Annotated in this window: 19 protein-coding genes; 12 read left to right on the top strand and 7 right to left on the bottom strand. The window is 62.6% G+C overall.

Annotation, left to right across the window (positions count from 1 at the left end; genetic code table 11):
* Positions 1 to 37: 37 nt before the first annotated feature.
* Positions 38 to 679 carry a cytochrome c gene (locus K226_RS0106965; RefSeq protein ID WP_024814114.1) on the bottom strand — a complete coding sequence of 214 codons (642 nt, stop codon included), beginning with the start codon at positions 677 to 679 and terminating at the stop codon, positions 38 to 40.
* A gap of 72 nt (positions 680 to 751) precedes the next feature.
* On the opposite strand from K226_RS0106965, the gene yihA reads away from it, so the two are divergent.
* Both yihA and K226_RS0106955 read left to right on the top strand, forming a co-directional pair.
* On the top strand, positions 752 to 1,504 hold the full coding sequence (gene yihA, locus K226_RS0106960) for a ribosome biogenesis GTP-binding protein YihA/YsxC (protein WP_024814113.1): 753 nt from the start codon (positions 752 to 754) through the stop codon (positions 1,502 to 1,504).
* A 50-nt stretch (positions 1,505 to 1,554) separates the two neighbouring features.
* The gene (locus K226_RS0106955) at positions 1,555 to 2,460 is read left to right on the top strand and encodes an alpha/beta fold hydrolase (protein WP_024814112.1); all 906 of its coding nucleotides are present in this window, start codon (positions 1,555 to 1,557) and stop codon (positions 2,458 to 2,460) included.
* 161 nt (positions 2,461 to 2,621) lie between these two features.
* Here K226_RS0106955 and K226_RS0106950 read toward each other — a convergent pair whose 3' ends face one another.
* Positions 2,622 to 3,488, bottom strand: a complete 867-nt coding sequence (locus tag K226_RS0106950; RefSeq protein ID WP_024814111.1) for a lysophospholipid acyltransferase family protein — start codon at positions 3,486 to 3,488, stop codon at positions 2,622 to 2,624.
* Positions 3,485 to 4,333, bottom strand: coding sequence for a lysophospholipid acyltransferase family protein (locus K226_RS0106945; RefSeq protein ID WP_024814110.1), 849 nt, complete (start codon positions 4,331 to 4,333; stop codon positions 3,485 to 3,487). Before K226_RS0106945 ends, K226_RS0106950 begins: the two co-directional genes overlap by 4 nt.
* A gap of 132 nt (positions 4,334 to 4,465) precedes the next feature.
* Here K226_RS0106945 and metK point away from each other — a divergent pair, with 132 nt between their 5' ends.
* On the top strand, positions 4,466 to 5,656 hold the full coding sequence (gene metK / locus K226_RS0106940) for a methionine adenosyltransferase (protein WP_024814109.1): 1,191 nt from the start codon (positions 4,466 to 4,468) through the stop codon (positions 5,654 to 5,656).
* A 366-nt stretch (positions 5,657 to 6,022) separates the two neighbouring features.
* Positions 6,023 to 7,060 (top strand): bifunctional nicotinamide-nucleotide adenylyltransferase/Nudix hydroxylase, encoded by a 1,038-nt coding sequence (locus K226_RS0106935; RefSeq protein WP_024814108.1) that lies wholly within the window; start codon positions 6,023 to 6,025, stop codon positions 7,058 to 7,060.
* Positions 7,061 to 7,135: 75 nt separating this feature from the next.
* Here the strand turns inward: K226_RS0106935 and cho are convergent, their stop codons facing one another.
* The 3 genes from cho to K226_RS0106920 form a co-directional block, all read right to left on the bottom strand.
* Positions 7,136 to 7,996, bottom strand: coding sequence for an excinuclease Cho (gene cho / locus K226_RS0106930; RefSeq protein WP_024814107.1), 861 nt, complete (start codon positions 7,994 to 7,996; stop codon positions 7,136 to 7,138).
* Between the two features lie 2 nt (positions 7,997 to 7,998).
* On the bottom strand, positions 7,999 to 8,130 hold the full coding sequence (locus K226_RS20205) for a S24 family peptidase (protein WP_238324205.1): 132 nt from the start codon (positions 8,128 to 8,130) through the stop codon (positions 7,999 to 8,001).
* Between the two features lie 122 nt (positions 8,131 to 8,252).
* Positions 8,253 to 8,882, bottom strand: coding sequence for a hypothetical protein (locus K226_RS0106920; protein ID WP_024814106.1), 630 nt, complete (start codon positions 8,880 to 8,882; stop codon positions 8,253 to 8,255).
* Between the two features lie 189 nt (positions 8,883 to 9,071).
* Between K226_RS0106920 and K226_RS0106915 the strand changes: the two genes are divergently transcribed.
* Positions 9,072 to 9,494 (top strand): HU family DNA-binding protein, encoded by a 423-nt coding sequence (locus K226_RS0106915; RefSeq protein WP_024814105.1) that lies wholly within the window; start codon positions 9,072 to 9,074, stop codon positions 9,492 to 9,494.
* A 207-nt stretch (positions 9,495 to 9,701) separates the two neighbouring features.
* Here the strand turns inward: K226_RS0106915 and K226_RS0106910 are convergent, their stop codons facing one another.
* Complete coding sequence (locus tag K226_RS0106910) at positions 9,702 to 10,112, bottom strand: hemerythrin domain-containing protein (RefSeq protein ID WP_024814104.1); 411 nt, start codon at positions 10,110 to 10,112, stop codon at positions 9,702 to 9,704.
* 820 nt (positions 10,113 to 10,932) lie between these two features.
* Here K226_RS0106910 and K226_RS0106900 point away from each other — a divergent pair.
* The 7 genes from K226_RS0106900 to sufC all read left to right on the top strand — a co-directional run bounded on the left by K226_RS0106900 (position 10,933) and on the right by sufC (position 18,061).
* Positions 10,933 to 12,585, top strand: coding sequence for a cbb3-type cytochrome c oxidase subunit I (locus tag K226_RS0106900; RefSeq protein WP_024814103.1), 1,653 nt, complete (start codon positions 10,933 to 10,935; stop codon positions 12,583 to 12,585).
* Positions 12,575 to 13,219, top strand: a complete 645-nt coding sequence (locus K226_RS0106895) for a cbb3-type cytochrome c oxidase subunit II (RefSeq protein ID WP_024814102.1) — start codon at positions 12,575 to 12,577, stop codon at positions 13,217 to 13,219. Before K226_RS0106900 ends, K226_RS0106895 begins: the two co-directional genes overlap by 11 nt.
* Positions 13,220 to 13,238: 19 nt before the next feature.
* On the top strand, positions 13,239 to 13,844 hold the full coding sequence (locus K226_RS0106890) for a cytochrome c (protein ID WP_024814101.1): 606 nt from the start codon (positions 13,239 to 13,241) through the stop codon (positions 13,842 to 13,844).
* 153 nt (positions 13,845 to 13,997) lie between these two features.
* Complete coding sequence (locus tag K226_RS0106885; RefSeq protein WP_238324204.1) at positions 13,998 to 14,675, top strand: SCO family protein; 678 nt, start codon at positions 13,998 to 14,000, stop codon at positions 14,673 to 14,675.
* On the top strand, positions 14,672 to 15,352 hold the full coding sequence (locus K226_RS18760) for a hypothetical protein (RefSeq protein ID WP_035240909.1): 681 nt from the start codon (positions 14,672 to 14,674) through the stop codon (positions 15,350 to 15,352). Before K226_RS0106885 ends, K226_RS18760 begins: the two co-directional genes overlap by 4 nt.
* A 449-nt stretch (positions 15,353 to 15,801) precedes the next feature.
* Entirely contained in the window at positions 15,802 to 17,256 is a 1,455-nt protein-coding gene (sufB, locus tag K226_RS0106875; RefSeq protein WP_024814098.1) for a Fe-S cluster assembly protein SufB, read from the top strand.
* A 34-nt stretch (positions 17,257 to 17,290) separates the two neighbouring features.
* A complete protein-coding gene (gene sufC, locus K226_RS0106870; RefSeq protein ID WP_024814097.1) occupies positions 17,291 to 18,061 on the top strand; it encodes a Fe-S cluster assembly ATPase SufC in 771 nt (256 codons plus the stop codon).
* Position 18,062: the final 1 nt, after the last annotated feature.

Genomic DNA, 18,062 nt, shown 5'->3' with positions numbered 1-18,062 from the left:
CTTCCCGCCTGGCGGGGCCGCCGAAATCACAAAAAAATCAGCGCAGGCCGGCAATGTAGTCGGCAACTGCCTTGATTTCCCGGTCATTGAGCTTTGCGGCTACTTGGGTCATCTGCAGACTGTTGGCACGCGAGCCGTCGCGGAACATGTTCAACTGCGACACGGTGTAGTCGGCATGCTGACCCGAAAGGCGGGGATATTGCGACGGAATGCCCGCGCCATTGGGGCTGTGGCAACCCGCGCAAGCAGCAATCTGGCGGTCTGCGATGCCGCCGCGGTAGATGCGCTCACCCAGTGCCACCAGGGCCTTGTCGGTCGACGTGCCGGGCGTGGCGGGCTTGGAAGCCGCCCAGTACGAGATGTTCTTCATGTCCTCGTCGGTCAGCATCGATGCAAAGCCGGTCATGATGGCGTTGCTGCGTTTGCCGGACTTGAACTCCTGCAACTGCTTGACCAGGTATTCCGGATGCTGCTGTGACAGCTTCGGATTGACAGGAATGGCGGAATTGCCATCTGCACCGTGGCATGCAACGCACACCGCAGCGTAGCTGGCCTCGCCTTTGACCAGGTCGGGCTTGGCCGCCTTGGTCGGCGCCGCAGGTGTTTCACCCGCAGAAAAGGCCGGGAGAGCGGGTGCTGCCAGTGCGGCAGCCATCAGCATAGAGGCAAGCAACTTCATATCGAGGGTCTGTAATTAGGTCCGCAAAACCACGCGATTCTACAATGAGGCTTCAACGTATCCTAACTTTCCATGACGACACCCTCTTTCGCGCCAGTTGCTGGCTCCCTTTCGCCCGCACCAGACGCCAAGATCGCCATGGGCTGGATGCACACCGCCAAGTTCCTCACCACGGCTGCGCAACTGCACCATCTGCCGCCCATCCACGTGCCTGAGATAGCCTTTGTGGGCCGTTCCAACGCGGGCAAATCCACTTGCATCAACACGCTTACCCAGCAAAAGCAGCTGGCGTTCGCCTCTAAAAGGCCCGGGCGCACGCAGCACATCAACCTTTTCTCTCTGGGCAAACACGGCGTGACCGATGCCGTGCTCGCTGATCTGCCCGGCTACGGCTACGCGAAGGTGTCGCGATCCGACAAGGTGCGCTGGCAGCAAGTGATGGTCAATTACCTGGTCAGCCGCCCCGGGCTCACCGGCATCGTCTTGTTGTGCGACCCACGGCTCGGGTTGACCGAGCTGGACGAGGCCCTGCTCGAAGTGCTGCGCCCACGGGTCGAAGAAGGCCTGAAATTCCTCATCCTGCTGACCAAGGCCGACAAGCTCACACGCTCTGAGCAGGCCAAGATCCTGTCGATTACGCGACTGAACGCGGCCGGCGGAGATGTGATGATGTTCTCGGCCCTCAAGAAGCAAGGGGTGGACGAGGTGGCGCAATTGCTGTGGCAATGGGCACACCCGGTGTTGCCTGCAACCGAGGCGGCGCAAGCGCCCCCCGAGTCGGCCCCCGAAGCACCGGAAAATTCTGGGGAATCTGAACCAAACTAGGCTCTGGCGCTTATGCATCAGGCGGCAGCAGCTATTGATTGCATAGCACCATGATTTCTTCACAAGCCATCGACCTGCCGCACGGCATCACCCTGCAGTGCCGCGTGAGCGGCGTGGCGGGGCGGCCTACCCTGTTTTTTTTGCACGGCTTTCCGGAAGGCGCCTTCATCTGGGACGCTTTGCTGCTGCATTTTTCGCGCCCCGAAAATGGCGGCTACCGTTGCGTGGCGCCATTTTTGCGCGGCTTCGGGGCATCGAGCAGTCCGGCGGAAGTGGCGGCTTATCGCGCCAAACACCTCGTGCAGGATCTCGTTGCGCTGATTGCCGCTGAATCCCCCGGCGGCGTACTCGAATGCCTGGTGGCGCACGACTGGGGCGGTGCGGTGGCCTGGAATCTGGCCAACCAGCAGCCCGGTCTGATGAAGCGGCTGGCCATCTTCAATTCACCCCACCCGGGGGCTTTTTTGCGCGAGCTGCAGCACAGCCCGGCGCAGCAGGCCAGCAGCCAGTACATGCACTTTTTGTGCAGGCCCGATGCCGAGGCACTGCTGGCCGAAAACGACTTTCGTCGCCTGTTTGCTTTTTTCAACAACCCGGACGGCAGCGCACCCGCGTGGTTGACCGACACCGTGCGCGCCCAATACCGCGCCCTGTGGCAGCAGGGCCTGACCGGCGCCTGCAACTACTACCGCGCCAGCCCGCTGCGCCCGCCCCGCGAAGGCGACCCGGCCGCGCAGGCAGTCACCCTGCCCGACACGATGCTGACCGTGGATGTGCCCACACTGGTGCTGTGGGGTATGGACGACCCTGCCCTGCTGCCCGGCCTGCTGGACGGCCTGCCGGGCTGGGTGCCGCAGCTGCAATTGCAGCGCGTGCCGGGCGCATCGCACTGGATCGTGCATGAACACCCGGAGCGCGTGGCCGTGGAATTGCAGCGCTTTTTGCAATCAAACTGATAGCTGCTTGCGCTTTACCCATAAGCGCCAGAGGCCATTTTGACTCATATTTTGCAGCACAGGCTGCGCCATGCTGCTGCCACCATGGAGCTGTCTTGGCCGGGTTGCCGTCGCCCCCTGCGATAGAAGGCGCGCCGCACGCCATGAAAGCCCCGGGGAAATCAATACACCGATGGCTCGCCTGCGGGCCGCGTCTTGAACCGCTTGTGCACCCAGTAATACTGGCCGGGCATGGTGTCGATATAGGATTGCAGGCGCAGGTTCATCTGCGCCGTGTCGGCCTCTACGTCGTCAGAGGGATAGCCCTCCCAGGCTGGCGTGATCTCGGCCACGTAGCCGGTGGGTGTCAGGCGGGTGTACATGCCGATCACCTTGGCCCGCCCCAGCCGTGCAAACCGTGGCAGTGAGGGCACGGTTGCGGTTGGCACACCATAAAAAGGCACGAAGATCGACTCGCCGGGGCCAAAGTCCATGTCGGACAGCAGGTACAGCAGCCCACCCTTGCGCAGGTTGGAAATGATGGGTTTCACGCCATCGGCCCGGTTGAGCATGCGCACATCGCCAAAGCGCTGGCGCCCGGCCATGAACCAGGCGTCTACCGCCGGATCGGGGTGGGTTGAAAAAATGGATGTAAAGGCGCGCGGGGTGTGCAGCGTGAGCGCGGTGCCCCCGGCGTCCATGCCGTAAAAATGCGGGGCAAAAATGATGGTGGGGGTGTCGCCCTCCAGCTCGTTCAGCGCGCCCTGCAGCCGCACGCGCCGCTGCACCACTTCGCGCGGGGCAAACCACAGCCAGCTGCGGTCCAGCCAGGTCTGGCAGAACACCACAAACGTTTCGCGCGCCCAGCGACTGCGCTGCGCAACGGTGGCCTTTGGAAAACACAACGCCAGGTTGCGCAGGGCCACCTTGCGGCGCGGCACGGCCAGAACGTAAAGCAACTGCCCAAGGCACCAGCCCAGCGCGCGCAGCGCGGGCAACGGCACATGCGCCAGCACCCGCATGAACCACACCCCCAGGCGCCCGGTCATGCCGCGCCCCCGGGGGTGGCTTCAGCACGCGGCTGCTTGTAGCGGGCATAGCCCCACAGGTATTGCTCGGGACATTGGCGGATGAGGTGTTCCATGGCCTGATTGATCTGCAAAACAGCACTTTCCAGCCGCTCGTCCAGCGGCGCGGGCAAAGGCTCGAAGTGGGTGACGAAACCACGGCCCCAAGGCAGACGCTCGCAGCGCGCCAGCACCACGGCAGCGCCGGTCTGCTGGGCCAGGCGCACGGCCAGCGTCATGGTGTAGGCATCGCGGCCAAAAAAGGGCGACCAGACGCCCTGGCCATCGGGCGGCACCTGGTCGGGCAGCAGCCCCACCGCCTCGCCGCGGCGCAGTGCCTTGATCATCTGGCGCACGCCCGACAGCGTGGTGGGCACGGCCAGCATGCCGGGGCGGTTGCGCGCGGTCTCCATCACCCGCGCCAGCCACGGCTGGCGCGCTGGCCGGTAGAGCACGGTGATGGGGCCGCGCTCAGCGCTCCAGTGGCGCGCCGCCGCCTGGGCAGACAGCTCAAAACAGCCCTGGTGGGGCGTGAGAAACACAATGCCGCGCCCCGCGGCGTACGCCTGCTCTACACAAGCCTCGCCCACCATACCGCAGGGCAGAGGCGCACCCAGCCACAGCCGCGGCAACTCGGCCACCATGCGGCCCGCATGGGCCACTGCCGCGCGCACCGCACCAAACGAATACCCGGCCCGCGCCGAATTCTCGAGAAAGCGGCGCCGGTAGGTGGGCGACGCACAGAACGCCACCCAGCCCATGGCTACGCCCATGACATGCAGCAACCACAGTGGGAATATGGAGAAGATTCGAAAAACCAATGGCATTAAAATGACCGGGTCGCTGAGTTAAATGAGCAACTTGCAGGGCGACGTTAAATAAATCTGCTAAAGCGTTCGCCAAAGCTCCTTCGGGGTGAGGGCAACGCCCTAAATGCCGGAACACTGGAGTTTATTCAAATGGCGAACGACTTTCTCTTTACATCGGAATCCGTCTCCGAAGGCCACCCCGACAAGGTGGCCGACCAGATCTCGGATGCGATCCTTGATGCGATCTTCAAGCAAGACCCCCGCAGCCGCGTCGCCGCCGAAACGCTGACCAACACCGGCCTCGTGGTGCTGGCCGGTGAAATCACCACCAACGCGCATGTGGATTACATCCAGGTGGCCCGCGACACCATCAAGCGCATCGGCTACGACAACACCGACTACGGCATCGACTACAAAGGCTGCGCCGTGCTCGTGGCCTACGACAAGCAGAGCAACGACATTGCCCAGGGCGTGGACCACGCCAGTGACGACCACCTGAACACCGGCGCCGGTGACCAGGGCCTGATGTTCGGCTACGCCTGCGACGAAACGCCCGAGCTGATGCCCGCGCCCATTTACTACGCGCACCGCCTGGTCGAGCGCCAGGCCCAGCTGCGCAAGGACGGCCGCCTGCCCTTCCTGCGCCCCGACGCGAAATCGCAAGTGACGATGCGCTATGTAGACGGCAAGCCCCACAGCATCGACACCGTGGTGCTCTCCACCCAGCACCACCCCGACCAGAGCGAGACGCAGCACAAGATGAAGGCCAGCTTCATCGAGGCGGTCATCGAAGAGATCATCAAGCCCGTGCTGCCCAAGGAATGGCTGCAGGACACCAAGTACCTGATCAACCCCACGGGCCGCTTCGTCATTGGCGGCCCACAGGGCGACTGCGGCCTCACCGGCCGCAAGATCATCGTGGACACCTACGGCGGCGCCTGCCCTCACGGCGGTGGCGCCTTCAGCGGCAAAGATCCAACGAAGGTGGACCGCTCGGCCGCCTACGCCGCGCGCTACGTGGCCAAGAACATCGTGGCGGCCGGCCTGGCCAAGCAATGCCAGATCCAGGTGGCCTATGCCATCGGTGTGGCGCACCCGATGAACATCACGGTCTACACCGAAGGCACGGGCGTGATTCCCGACTCCGAGATCGCCAAGCTGATTCAGTTGCCCGAGATCGGCATTGACCTGCGCCCCAAGGGCATCATCCAGATGCTCGACCTGCTGCGCCCCATCTACGAAAAGACCGCCGCTTACGGCCACTTTGGCCGCGAAGAGCCCGAGTTCAGCTGGGAACGTACGGACAAGGCAGCTGCGCTGCGCGCAGCTGCGGGCCTGTAAAGGCCCCGAGCGGAGCGCGCTTGGCTGTTTTTCGGCGCAGGCTCATATCGCGCAGCGATGTGAAGGCCTGCAAGGTCGGCCGAAGCCAACGCACCGACAAGGCGACGACGCTGCAGGCAGCGGCAGGGCTCTAGGCCCGCCGTTTGCCCCACGCAAACCATAAAGCTCCGGCAGGGCTGCACGCCCGCCATGCGGCGGCAAGCGCTCCACCGCCAGCGCAACCGCTATCAAACCAATAGCGGCCTGCGCCTGTATATTGAGCACTTAGAACAATAAGCAGTCGAAAACTGATACAGACCAAGCGCAAGGCGCTATTGTTTTTGATGCAGGCCAATCCCTGCTTGCACCAAGGCAGACCGGAGACACATGTACGACACCGCCATCTACATCGGGCGTTTTGAACCCGTCCACAACGGCCACATGGCCTTGCTGCAGCGTGCGCTTGACAGCGCCCGCAACGTGATCGTGGTGATGGGGTCGGCCTGGCAGGCGCGCTCACCCAAGAACCCGTTCACCTGCCACGAACGTGCCGACATGATGCTGGAGGCCCTGACCGAGACCGACCGGGCCCGCGTGCAGGTGCTGCCCATGCGCGACTACTACAACGAGGCGTTGTGGGTGCAGGCGGTGCGCAAGGGCGTGGGCCAGATCGCGGCAGCAGATGCCCACGTCGGGCTGGTGGGCCACTTCAAGGATGCGACCAGCAGCTATCTGAGCGCCTTTCCCGGCTGGGAGTTAATCCATGTCGAGCGCCAGGGCCGCATTGATGCCACAGCCATCCGCGATGCCTACTTTGGCGCCACGCCTGGCACCGTGCGGGCCAGACTGAGCGACCTGGCCAGCCAGATGCCCGAGAGCACCCTGGGTTTTCTGGAGCGCTTTGCGCAAACCCCCTGCTACCCGGCACTGCAGGAAGAGTGGCGCATGCTGCGCGGCTACCGCGAGGCCTGGGCCGCAGCGCCCTACCCGCCGGTGTTTGTCACCGTGGATGCCGTCCTGCGCTGCCAGAACCATGTGCTGCTGATTCGCCGCGCCCACGCGCCGGGCAAGGGTCAGCGCGCAGTGCCGGGCGGGTTCATCGAGCAACGCGAAACGGTGTGGCAGTCGTGCCTGCGCGAGCTGGCGGAAGAAACCCATTGCGAGTTGCCCGAGTCGCACATGCGCGATGCCCTGCAGTCGGTGGCGGTGTTCGACCACCCCGACCGCAGCCAGCGCGGACGCACCATCACGCATGCGCACTATTTCGATCTGGGCGATGCGCCGTTTCCGGCCGTACGGGCAGATGACGATGCCATGCAGGTGGAGTGGGTGCCCGTGGAAAAACTGGCCGCGATGGAAGAAGAGTTTTTTGAGGACCACTTCCACATGCTGGACCACTTTCTGGTCCTCACGACTCCGCCGTGAACCCAGTCAGCCGCGCTGCACAGCTTGCACCGCCACGGAAACTTTTACCTTCGCCCAGGGCCCCACTGCCCCTGCCTAAAGCAGGATGACCTCTGCGCGGCCACTCAGGATGGGCTTGCACAGGATCTTGTAGCCGTCCGCATCAAAGCCCGGCGCCACCTTGTCCAGCAGCCGGGCTTCGTCTGCATCACGGACGCTGCCCAGGTAATGCCAATGGTGGATGACGTGGATTTGCTGCCCGTCACCGTCGCGCTCGACCAGTCCAATGGCACCCGGATAGGGCCAGCAGGCCACCCGCAGCCCTTCAAGGCCGATGAACAGGCGCTGCCGATGCACATCGGGGTCTTCATCGCCGCGGCACACGCCCGCGCACTGGTGCAGCATGGCCCGAAAGCATGCCCGGCCCTTGGGGAGCTTCTCCAGACCCAGGGCTGCGTAGCACAGGCGCTGGTCGTCGGCCACCTGGCGCAGCGACTCCAGGGCCGCATGGCGACTGGCGTACAGGCCATACAGGTCGGGCGCGGTGGCAAAGTTCAGGTCTTTGGAATAGACCACCTCGGGCAAGCCACCCTCTTGCACCCGCAGGGAACACAGCTGGCGATTGCGGCGCAGCTTCTGGTTGAGCAGCGGGTGCTGCTGCTTGATCAGGCGCGCTTCGAGCAGCAGTGCGCCGATCTCCCCGGCAGTGCGGACATGGCTGATGCGCAGGGTCTGGCGCAGCAGGCGCGCTTCATCGGGATTGCGCAAGTGGGCCAGCAAGCGGCTGCGCAGATTGACGCTCTTGCCGATGTACAGCGGCAGATCACCCTCGGCCCCATGAAAGATATACACACCCGGTGCGCAAGGCATGCCCTCGATGGCCTCACGCAGGTGACTTGGGTATTCGTAGAGTCGGGCCTCGTCAAACTCGGAGTGGCGACGGCGGTGCAATTGCATGCTCAGTTCCGAAACAGGGTCAGTGCAGCGGTGACCACACCCCACACCTCGATGGTCTGTCCCTCCTTGGGACGAATGTCGGGGTAAGCCGGATTGGCGGCCACCGGGCGCACACGGCCATGGTGCGCAAACAACTATTCTGGGTAATTAAAGTCGTAAACCCAGGCCGAGCATCCATGTGGGTTTGCAGGCTTCCGACTTGCAAGAGTGTCGATCTAAAGTCGTAAACACACTATCCAGTCAATGGCATGCCGTGTCATGCCAGCCGATAGCTCCCTTTGCCCCGCTCGCGCACAGCCTCAGCGACCACCAATCTCCTCATCGCCAGGCCGACAGAACCCAGAGGGATTCCCGCCCCTTGGGCAATGGTCCCGTGGGTCAACGTCACCCAACTGCGGCGGTCCAATACCTTTTGCAGGTGCGCCAAGACCTTTTCGTCGTTTGAACTCAAGCGTTGAGGCTGGCTTGCTGTTTCCTTCGCCCGCTTTCGCAGCGGTTTGGCCCTGGGTGACTGCCGGTGCAGCGCGGGCTTGACGATCACGTCTTCTGCTTCGTCCAGGTCTCCCGCGCCTTGATGAGCACGAGAGCGCCTTCCATGGTCCTGCAACGCAACAATGACTGGCGTCTCGGGCTGCATCATTTCCGCAGCTCCTCCGTACATAGTCTTGAGTTGCTCTTCGATGCTTTGCAACTCATGCGCCATGCGCGCCACGGCGCGCAATTGGGCATAGGCGCGGTCGGCCTCGGAACTGAAGGGCTCACTGGCAACAATACCGACCACACGGCCGGCGTTGGACTGGACTTCCTGCGCGAATGCCTCTCGGGCGGTGTGCAAGCCCTCCCCCGCCTTTTGCAGGGCCAACAGGGTCGAGGGAGAAATGGACATGGGAGCTCCTGAAATGAGACATTGCGGCTTGGCATGCTGCTCGATGCCATTGCCGTGAAGATTCGAGTCTATTGGAGAGCCGATAAGCCCGCTGCACGAGCCTGTCAGAACACTGCTCCTAGAATCCGAATCGCTTGCCTGAATTCATCAGGCAGCGCATATCAATTCACCAACCCAAAAAGATCCACCATGGCAACTGCAAAGAAGACATCCACTCCCGTCAAGAAGACTACGAAAGCGGCGCCCGCCGCCAAGAAGGTCGCGCCTGTTGCCACCAAACCGGCAGCGGTTGCCATCAAGCCCATCAAGACGGTTTTCAACAAGACCACGTTGATCGCCCATCTGGTCGCGCAATCTGGTGTGGAGCCCAAGGCAGCCAAGGCAGTTTTCGCCGCATTGGAAACCGCCATCCTGGGTTCGGTGCACAAGAAGGGATCGGGGGAGTTCACCTTGCCCGGCCTGATGAAGATCGGCCTGCAGCAGGTGCCTGCGAAGAAGAAGCGTTTTGGCAAGGATCCCTTCACGGGTGAGGAGCGCTGGTTCCCCGCCAAGCCAGCATCGGTGAAGATCAAGACGCGCGCGCTGAAGAAGCTCAAAGACGCGACGCTCTAAGCAACGCTTCAAGCAGGCGCCCCATCCGCGGCACATCAGCGGCAATGTGCTGCAGCACACCAGGCAAATAGGTCACGTTGCGCACTACGTGGTGCGCCACAGCTCAGGGAAAAACTGCCGGGGCTGCTTGAGTCTTTTCCTTGAGGCACTCGCGCTCGATGAGTCACCAGGCAGGCATGTGATGGGTGTTTCGGATTTTGCAGCCGGTCACGCTGCCTCTATGCGCGGGTAGAAGTCGCGGTTCTCGCGCTGCATGCGTTCGTGCACCATGCGCAGTACGCGGTTGGCGTCGTCGCGGAATGCCTGCTCGTCGTGAAGCACACTGTCGGCCCGGTTCCAACGCCGCGCGAAGGCCTCGTAGGCCTGGGCGATGGGTCCCATGTCCGTTTGGTACTGCTGGCCCATGCGCGCCAATTCGGGGTTGTCGCCACGTTGCAAAGCCGGGTACAGCGCCTGGTCTTCCACTGCCAGGTGCAGCTTGATGGTGGAGCTCATGCTGACGATGAGCCTTGCGATGTCGGCGGCGTTTTGCGCCACCCCAGCCTGCGCGAGACGCCGCAGGGCCGAGATGTTGCTCATGATGTCTGCGTGCTGGTGTTTGAACTTGTCGATATTCATGGAATGCTCCGTGGATGAAGAGACTGGCGGGTGTAACCCATGGCCCCCGGTTGGAGGATCAGCGGGAGTCCTGCGGCGATGGAGTGCAGATTCGATTCGCAACGGAAGTGCTTCGGTGCGCTAAGAATGATCCTCTTAAAGAATCATAATATATGCATCTTTAACGGATCATCAAAATTGTTGTCGGCGTTGTCCGCCTGGTTTCCATGGTCATGGGACAAGAATCCGCCCTTTTGGGTGAACGGGGAGACAGTCACCTGGCGGGAAAAGGCCACGCCAAGTTGAATACTCACCATGCGCGGACATGCGCGTAAAGGTCGGTTGTCAGCAAGGCCGTGGAAGTCACAGTGAAGACCATTGAGGTGTCTTTGGAAACACAACGGTCTATTTGGCTTTCAGGTCGCACTCAAGCCATGCGGATGCTCAGTACCGAATCGCCCAGGCTTTGCCGGAGGCCATGGAATAAGGCAGATCGGCATAGCCTGACAGGTTCAATATGCAAGCGGGGGAGTTTGCATAAGAGCAGCCCGTCACGGCAGCAGTACCAAGCCCGATAGCTGTAGTTCGACCTCCGGGGCGAACGCCATTGCTCGCTGACGTTCTCCCCCGCAAGTGAGGGAGGTTTGGCCTGACATCCTTAACACTGCTAGTCAGCAGGACATTGTCACACTTTAAACATTCATTTCTTATGAATCATAGAATTCCTGCGTGAATGCTTAGCACGCACAAGAAACGCCGTTATTGCTCTACCTCAACTTTCCCGTAGAGGCTTGAGGCGTTCATTCATTTTTGTAGTGGATACCCTAAAGGACTGACGCTCATGGACAGCGCGATACTGAGTTTGCTGGGTGCATTTTTGCTCTCGATCACGGGGCTGTTTGTTTTCATCTGGTCCATGCGCAAAGGCCTGTTGGTCGAGAACCCGCGGGCGGCTTCGGTTATCTTTGTCCGTGGCGAAATTGGCAAGGTAGACGACCCGGCGCTGCAAGAGGCAGGGCAGGTGCGATTGCAGGCGGCAGCGGCGGAGCGTGGTAGCGACCTGCACGTGGCCGACCCTGATGAACTGCAGCACCGTGTGGCGGCCGACCGTTCCAGTGCGTTCCCGGTATTCATGTTCATTGCTTTTGCCTGCCTGTGGCTGGTAGTGGGCTCACTGGCGGGATTGACTTCATCGCTCAAGCTGCACATGCCCGACTGGCTGGTGGGCGAGGCATGGCTCACATTCGGCCGCATCCGCACGATCCACCTGAATGCGGTGCTGTATGGCTGGATCACCAATGCCGCCCTGGGCGTGATTGTCTGGGTGCTGCCACGTCTGCTGCGCACGCCGCTGGTGGGAGCGATGTGGGTGATGGTGGGCGGAGCGCTGCTCAATACCGGCATTGCCAGTGGCATTGGCGCCATTGGCGCTGGGTGGACTGACGGTATGGAATACCTCGAAATCCCATGGCAGATCGGGATTTTCATCGCTGCAGGCTTCATCTGCATTGTCGGCCCCGTGCTGTTCACACTGGTCAACCGCAAGGTTGAATCACTCTATGTGAGCGTCTGGTACATGGTGGCGGCCCTGCTCTGGATCACCTTGCTGTTCGTGGTGGCGAAGCTGCCGGGCGTGCACACCGGTGTGCAACAGGCCACCACCAATTGGTGGTACGGCCACAACGTGCTAGGCCTTTGGTTCACGCCCATTAGCGTGGGCTCGATCTACTACTTCCTGCCCAAGATCATTGGCAGGCCGGTGCGCTCGTACAACCTGTCTATCCTGGGCTTTTGGACGCTGGCCTTCTTCTATGGTCAGGTGGGTGGCCACCACCTGATCGGAGGGCCGATTCCGGGCTGGCTGACCACGCTGTCCATCGTGCAAAGCATGATGATGATCATTCCCGTGGTGGCCTTCACCATCAATATGGCTGGCACCATGTGGGGGCGGATGCACCTAGCGCTGCACTCGCCCACACTGCGATTCATGATGTTTGGTGGGCTGATGTACATGCTGTCGTCGCTTCAGGGCTCACTGGAGGCATTGCGCAGTGTTAACCAAGTGACGCATTTCACGCACTTCACAGTGGCCCATGCGCACCTCGGGGCCTACGCCTTCGTCACCATGGTGTTGTTCGGCGCCATCTATTTCATGATGCCCCGCGTTCTGAACTGGGAGTGGCCTTCTCCGCGGCTGATCTCGCTGCAGTTCTGGCTGGCAGCCATTGGTATCGGCACCTATTTTGTGGGTCTGACGATTGGCGGCTGGCTGCAAGGACTGGCCATGCTCGACGCATCGCGCCCGTTCATGGAATCAGTGGCCGTGACGATCCCCTACCTGCAGTGGCGCAGCGTGGGTGGTTCGTTGATGGTTCTGAGCCACCTGATCTTTGTCGGCCATTTCCTGGCCATGGTGCTGCGCTTTGGACCTGCGCGCACCGGCGCGGCGCTGTTCTCGCCCCGACTGACCACGGAGCTCGTACATGGAAAATGAAGTCAAGCTGGCCGCAGGCGCCGTGGTGTCGTTGGCGATTGCGACAGCGGCGCTGGTGGTGCTGCCTTACATGCAAGTGAGGGATGTGACACCGCCCGAGGCACTCAAGCCCTACACCAGCGCCCAATTGCGGGGCCGTGATGTCTATATTGCCAATGGCTGTGTCTACTGCCACAGCCAGCAGCCGCGTGACCGTGGCCTGGGGCCCGATCTTGCGAGAGGCTGGGGCCGCGCCTCGGTGCCTGGCGATTACTTCTACGACAAACCTCATTTGCTCGGCAGCATGCGCACCGGACCGGACTTGTTCAACATCGGCGGGCGCCAGCCGAGCAAGGACTGGCACCTGGGCCACCTCTACCAGCCCCGCGCATATGTTCCGGGCTCCATCATGCCGTCCTACCCCTATCTCTTCGAGGTCAAGGATGCCGCCGAGCCCGGTGACGAGGTGCTGAATCTGCCGCCTGGGCAGGGACCATTTGGCCGGGTGGTAGTTGCGCGCCCCGAGGCGCTGGACCTGGTCAAGTACATGCAGGGACTGGACCACACCTATCCAGTATTGCCGCCGGCCCCAAAAGCAGCACAGGGCACCGAGGCACAGCCGCCTGCGGGCGCAGCCTCCAGTGCTGCATCCTGACCCACTGCGAGAGGCATCCATGTTGAATGAACCAAGTACCCAATACCGGGCACAGCAGCGCGAGAACGCCGACCCTGAAGAACGCACAAGGCCCATGCCGCTGATCGTTGCGGCGGTCACGCTGGCCATGGTGGCGTTTGGCGTTATCTACATCCTGCTGTCGGACCCCTTTGGCAACTCGGAGCTGGGTGACCGTCGCACACTGGCAGACCTGTCAGGCCCTGCGCCCGGTGCTTCGGGCGCGGTTGATGGCAAACAGCTATTTGCTGCCAACTGCGTTGCTTGCCACCAGGCCACCGGCAAGGGCTTGCCAGGCGTTTTTCCTCCCCTCGATGGCTCCGAGTGGGTGCAGGGAGACGAACGCACGCTGGCCAACATTCTGCTGTACGGCGTCAGCGGCGAAATGGAGGTAGCTGGCATCACGTACAAAGGCGCGATGCCTGCCTTCCAGCAACTGGGCGATGCCGAACTGGCGGCACTGGCCAGCTACATCCGCGGCAACTGGTCGAACAAAGCGGGCGCAGTTCAGCCCAATCTATTCGAGCACGAACGCAAGGCCAGCAACCGCTCCGCTCCGTTTGAAGGCGGGGCCGCGCTCAAGGCCCTGGCTTCCAAGCCGGCCTGACGCTGCCGTGTACTGGCTGACGGTGTCCATGTTTCTGGACCGGCGCGCACCGCCGGTCATCGCTGTGCGCACAGCCTGCATGCCTCGGGCGCAGGGAGGCAAAGCCAAGCTCCACCGCGCGGCGAAATGCCATGCCGGGCGTAGGAGCCACACGTGACGGTGTTGCGGACAGCGCTGCTCAGCGTGGGGCTGGCAGTGGCGGGATATGCCTCTGTGTCATGGCTCACCCATGATTTCCAGGTGTGGACGGCCGAGGGCGCACGGCGGCTCGAAGTGGCGCTGCAGCCTGTTGCCATGCCGCCCGTGGTGGTCGATGGCCCGGGCATAGCTCCGCAGCTGCTCACCCGTTGGCTGGCCGTGCCCGGTTACGTTACCGTAGTCGATTTCATCTACACGCGCTGTCAGACGGTCTGCCTTTCACTGGGTAGTACCTTTCAGCAACTGCAGAGCAGTCTTCAGCGCGATCGCGCCACGCAGGCAATAGGCGCCCTCATCACAACCACAGAAAGCGCGGGCGGACGTGTGCGCCTGCTGTCGCTCAGTTTCGATGGGGGATACGACACCCCGGCCCGATTGCAGGCGTATGCCCAGAAATTGGAAGCCGACCCGGTCGTGTGGCAACTGGCACGGGTGCCCGACATCGCGCAGAACGCGCTGTTACTGCACCGCCTCGGGGTGGTGGTGGTGCCCGATGGGCGGGGTGACTACGAGCACAACGCGGCGCTGCTCGTGGTGGACGACCAGGGGCGGCTGGTGCGCATCTTCGACCAGGCCGAACAGCAGCTGGCGCTAGATTACGCGCGCGATCTGGCCCAACGGCAATTGCCATGACAACCCCCCGTATTGCCGCCTTCAAGAGCCATTGGGCGTTGATATCCACTAGGGCCCGTGCAGGTGCGGCCACGCTATGCCCGCCGCGGCGCCAGCGAGCGCTGGGGCTGTCCCTGCTGGCGATCCTGCTATTGCCGCCTGTGCGCCATGCCCTGGAGGCCAGCATGGCGCGGCATATGTTGGTGCAGTTTCCGCTGCTCCTGTGCGGCGGTGCCCTGCTGGTCGCCAACCTGTCGTCCCGTACGCGTGCATTCGTTGACCGCTGGAATGCCCACGGCATTAGCGGCCTCGTGGGAGTGTCCCTGGCTCTGGCCACACTCATGGTGCCGCGGGTGCTTGACCTCGCGCTCATCGACCCCGTCATCGAAATCGCAAAATGCACGGCCCTCGTACTGGCGGGTGGGGCGCTGCGGCTGTCCTGGCGCCCGGCGGGGATGGTGGTGCAGGCATTTTTTCTGGGCAATGTGTTACCCATGACAGCCGTGGTTGGTCAGCTCTACATTGATTCACCCGTGCGGGTCTGCAACGCCTATTTGCTGGACGACCAAGCTTTGCTCGGCCAATGGCTGGTGCGCGCAGCTATCGTGCTGGCCGTGCTGTGGCTGATGCAGGTGGCGCGTGCCTTGACGCGTCAGGAAGTGCGGGTTGCTCCACCATCGGCTCCCGACACAGCCTAAGGCCCCTCGATGCAAGCCACCTCCACCAACCACATATGCTCCCCGTGTGAGCGCTCTATGCGCATGCGGGATACGCACTGACGGCGTTCATGACGGGTCTGGAAAGACCGGTTTCCTTTCCTAGTGGGGCTTTCAAATCCACCTTTCCTTGATCCACACCTGCTGTGTTGGATCAGAAATTTGTACTGTTTGAGAGGCTGACCTGTAGGGCTCCATTTGTGCTTCTGCCTATCTGGATTCTTGGCAGGAAGCTGGCCCACTCGCTCTCCCTCCGAGGGCTGGCTGTTTCCCAATGCCCCTTGCAGGCAGGCGGGCAACGCTTTTCAAGATTGTGAGAATTCTTAAAGATTCATATACTTTACTTCTTTAAAAGAGGGTTCAGTTTGAGCGAGCCGAAGCTTCTTCAGCAGCGCATCGAATCTGCACCCTATCCCCGCAGGAGCCCCGCCATGACCACCGTTGAACAAGCACCGCCGCTGACCCAGGCGTTGCAGCAGTCCTACCGGCACGGGTTCGTCACCGACGTGGAGAGCGACTCGCTGCCACCGGGGCTGGACGCCGACACCGTGCGCGCCATCTCGCGCCGCAAGCGCGAGCCTGATTTCCTGTTGCAGTGGCGCTTGGCCGCCTTTGAGCGCTGGCAGTCCATGGCGCATCCGCACTGGGGCCAACTTCGCATCGAGCCGGTGGACTTCCAGGCCCTGAGCTACTACTCGGCACCCAGGTCGCAGAAAGACGGACCCAAGAGCCTGGCTGAGGTGGACCCCAAGCTGCTGGAGACTTACGAGAAGCTTGGCGTGCCGCTGCACGAGCGGGCGCGCCTGGCCGGGGTGGCAGTCGATGCTGTATTCGATTCGGTATCCGTCGGCACTACCTTCCGTGAGCAGCTGGCCGAAGTCGGCGTAATCTTCTGCTCGTTCTCGCATGCCGTGCAGCACCACCCGGCCCTGATCGAGCGTTACCTCGGCACGGTGGTGACGCCGGGCGACAACTTCTACGCGGCGTTGAATTCGGCGGTGTTCTCCGACGGCTCCTTTGTCTACATCCCAAAAGGTGTTCGTTGTCCGATGGAGCTATCGTCCTACTTCCGCATCAACGCAGCCAACACCGGCCAGTTCGAGCGCACGCTGATCATTGCCGAGGAAGGCAGCCACGTGAGCTACCTGGAAGGCTGCACGGCGCCGCAGCGCGACGAACACCAGTTGCACGCGGCGGTGGTCGAGCTGATCGCCCACGACGACGCCCACATCAAGTACTCGACGGTGCAGAACTGGTACCCCGGCGACGAACGCGGCCGGGGTGGCATCTACAACTTCGTCACCAAGCGAGGCCTGTGTGCGGGCCAGCGCTCGCACATCGCCTGGACGCAAATTGAGACCGGATCGGCCATCACCTGGAAGTACCCGAGCGTAGTTTTGCGCGGCGACGATTCGCGCGGCGAGTTCCATTCAATCGCGGTCAGCAACCACTTCCAGCAGGCCGACACCGGCACCAAGATGATCCATCTGGGCCGCAACACCAAGAGCCGCATCGTTTCCAAAGGCATCAGCGCCGGACACGCCCAGAACAGCTACCGCGGCCTGGTGCGCGTGGCCCCGACCGCGGCCGGTGCCCACAATCACACGCAGTGCGACTCGCTGCTCATCGGCCCCGACTGCGGTGCCCACACCTTCCCGTACATCGATGCCGCGCGCGACGACGCCCTGGTGGAACACGAAGCCACCACCACCCGTATTTCCGAAGAACGCCTGTTCTATTGCCAGCAGCGCGGCATCCACCCGCAGGACGCCACCGCCCTCATCGTTGGCGGTTTTTGCCAGTCGGTGCTCGACGAGCTGCCGATGGAGTTCGCGCTCGAAGCGAAGGCGCTGCTAGCTGTCTCGCTCGAAGGCGCTGTCGGCTGAGCCCACCCACCCGATTCCACAGAAAAGAGCCTCCATGACCCATGCCGAACCCCTGTTGCAGGTGCGCGATCTGCGCGTTGACGTTGGCGGTCGCCACGTGTTGAAGTCAATCTCGCTTGATGTCCCGGCCGGTGCGCTGGTGGTGCTCATGGGCGCCAACGGCAGCGGCAAGAGCACCCTGGGCCTGACGCTCGCCGGCCATCCGCGCTACAGCGTTGTCAGTGGCCAGGTCCGCTTTGGCGGTCAGGACCTGCTGGCCATGAGCCCTGAGGCGCGCGCGCGCGCCGGGCTGTTTGTCTCGTTCCAGGCGCCGCCCGAGATCCCCGGTGTGAAGAACAACCTGTTCATCCGGACGGCCCTCAACGCCGTGCGCGAAGCGCGCGGCGAAGCACCGCTCGATGCCTTTGATTTCCTCGGCGACGCGCGGGCCGCAGCCACCCGGCTTGGGCTGCCCGAGGCGATGCTGGCGCGTCCCGTCAACGACGGTTTTTCTGGCGGGGAGCGCAAGCGCAACGAGCTGTTGCAGCTGGCCCTGCTGCGACCACGCCTGGCCATGCTCGATGAAATCGATTCGGGCATGGACGTGGACGGAACCCGCGCGGTGGTAGATCTGGTGCAATCGCTGCGCGCCCAGGGCACCGCTTTTGTGATGGTCTCGCACTACCTGCAGCTGATCGAGTCGCTGGAGCCCGACGCGGTGATGCGGCTCGACCAGGGCTGCATAGCCGAGACCGGTGACCTGGCGCTCGCCCGGCAGATTTCACGGACCGGCTTTGTGCGCGCGGCCGACGCGCTGGAGGCCTGAG

Source organism: Acidovorax sp. JHL-3 (genome assembly GCF_000526295.1).
GTDB lineage: Bacteria > Pseudomonadota > Gammaproteobacteria > Burkholderiales > Burkholderiaceae_C > Acidovorax > Acidovorax defluvii.
The sequence above is the reverse complement of the archived record's forward strand: the minus strand, read 5'-3'. Positions and strand labels throughout refer to the sequence as shown.